Source organism: Streptomyces sp. WM4235 (assembly GCF_001279725.1).
In the GTDB taxonomy this organism is placed as follows: Bacteria; Actinomycetota; Actinomycetes; order Streptomycetales; family Streptomycetaceae; genus Streptomyces.
Window position 1 is genome coordinate 1 of sequence record NZ_LGDE01000152.1, and the last position, 2,164, is coordinate 2,164.

Sequence of the window (2,164 nt, forward strand, 5' to 3'; positions counted from 1 at the left end):
GTTCCGAACGCCGAGTGACGCACCAATTCCATACAGTGGTAGATCGGATTCACGGTTGCGATGCCTCCGATCCACCCGGGCAGGCCGTCCAACGGGAAGAACACCCCCGCCGCCATGACCATCGGCGTGAGGACGCCCGACACCACCAGGCGCAGCCAGTCGATCGCCGGCACCAGGCAGGAGACCCACATGCCGCACAGGGCGAAGCCGAACCCGGAGAAGAGCGCGATGAAGGGCACCAGCAACAGTCCGGGAGTCGCCGGCAGGCCCGCGGCGAGGGTGATGAGCAGCGGGGCGGAGCTGTAGATCGACGACTTGACGGCGATCCAGGAGGCCTCGGCCGTGATCAGTTCCCAGACGTCGACCGGCCGACTGAGCATGTCGTCGTAGAGCTTCTGGTAGCACCGGCGGTTGAAGGTCTCGAACATCCCGGCGAACGCCGAGGCGAAGAGGACCGACGTGACCACCATGCCGGTGCCGATGAACTGGATGTAGGGCCGTCCCTCCGCCGTGCTGATCAACCGGCTGAACCCGAGACCGAATCCGGCCATGTACACCAGCGGCTCCACCAGGGACCCGAAGGTCACGGCCGGCCAGTAGCGGCGGAAGAGCAGGAGTTCCCGCAGCCAGACGGCCCGCAGGGTGGGCCAGAGCACCGGGGTCGCCTTCCGCGGGTCCTCCGGGGCGCGTACCCGCGTCTGCGCGGGGCGTGCGGGAGCTGCCCTCGTCATGGGAAGGGTCCTTTCTGGAACGGCGGAGCCGTCGCGGGCGGGGCGAGTCAGCTGAAGAGCGCCCCGGTCAGGACGACGAAGACGTCCTCCAACGTGGTGGGGCGCAGGACGTCGGGGGCGCCCAGGAGTTCGTGGACCGAGGCCGTCATGGTCTCGGCGCGCAGCACGGAGACGGAGAGTCCGGTACGTCGGCTGGGCAGGCCCGCCTCCGTCGCGACCCGCTCCACGCGGGCGCGGCGTGCCGCGTCGCCCCGGTACTCGGCGGCCTGCGCCCCGGCGTGCGCGCGCAGCAGTTCCGCGGGGGCGCCCTGGGCGATGAGCTTGCCGCCGAAGACCACGGCCACGCTGTCGGCGAGGCGCTCGGCCTCCTCGATGTAGTGGGTGGACATCACCACGGTGGTGCCGCCCGCGCGCAGTTCCTCGATGACGTCCCAGAGGTCCTGGCGGATCTGCGGATCGAGGCCGACGGTGGGTTCGTCGAGCAGCAGCAGGCGGGGGGACAGCAGGGTCCCCCGGGCCAGGAGCAGTCGTCTGCGCATGCCGCCGGAGAGGGCGTCGACACGGTGGCCGGCCCGATCGGTGAGGCGTGCGTCGGCCAGCGCCCGATCGACCCGGGCACGGCATTCGCGCGCGGGCACGGCCCCCAGCCGGGCGAAGACGTCGAGGTTCTGTCGGACCGACAGCTCGGAGTCGAGGTTGTCGTGCTGTGGCACGACGCCGATCAGGGACCGGACGCGACGGGACTCCTCGGGCAGTCGGTGCCCGAAGACCTCGACGGTACCGCTGTCCGCCCTGCTCTGCCCGGTGAGCATGCGCATGGTGGTGGACTTGCCCGCTCCGTTCGGACCGAGCAGGCCGAGGAACATCCCGGCCGGCACCTCCAGGTCCAGTCCGTCGACGGCCCTGGTCGATCCGTAGCTCTTGACCGCGCCGCTCATGCGGACAGCGGGGACGTTCACCCTGGGATCCCCCTCAAATGCCGTTGACATCGCGGGGCAACTGGTCATGGCCGTCCTGCGGCTGCCCATCCAAACACCATGGGACCGGACCCGGCAAGATCTATCAACGATTGCCCGGTGCTGTTACGTTGCTTCGGTGAACGAACCCGCCTGGTGGTTCGCCAAGCGCCGGGGGGCACGAATGAGAACGCGCATGCCTGCGCTGTCGGCGGTCGCGCTGCTTGCTCTGATCACGGCCTTCTGTGGATTGTCGGTGCAGTCAACTCCCATACCTGCGGGCAAAGATGAGGTGCCGAGTTCCTTTTCCGCGGGGCGCGCGAAAGAGCACATCGAGCAGATCGCGACCACCCCCCATCCCTCCGGATCGGCGGCGTCGGACCGAGTGCGCGGCCACGTGGAAGGCGAGTTGCGGAAACTTGGCCTGAATCCGTCGGTACAGGAGGCGACCGAGGTGCTTCCCGGCTCCTCCGCCTC

General features: G+C 69.3%; 2 protein-coding genes and 1 pseudogene. 1 reads left to right on the forward strand and 2 read right to left on the reverse strand.

All coding sequences use genetic code 11. The features are described 5' to 3' along the window. Positions 1–731 (reverse strand): ABC transporter permease (locus ADK55_RS13795; RefSeq protein ID WP_159041387.1); only part of this gene is annotated, 731 nt, incomplete at its 3' end. A gap of 47 nt (positions 732–778) precedes the next feature. Next, positions 779–1,690, reverse strand: a complete 912-nt coding sequence (locus tag ADK55_RS13800) for an ABC transporter ATP-binding protein (RefSeq protein ID WP_199826513.1) — start codon at positions 1,688–1,690, stop codon at positions 779–781. Between the two features lie 193 nt (positions 1,691–1,883). Between ADK55_RS13800 and ADK55_RS38535 the strand changes: the two are divergent. Next, positions 1,884–2,164 (forward strand): annotated as a pseudogene (locus tag ADK55_RS38535) (peptidase M28); the annotation flags it as partial.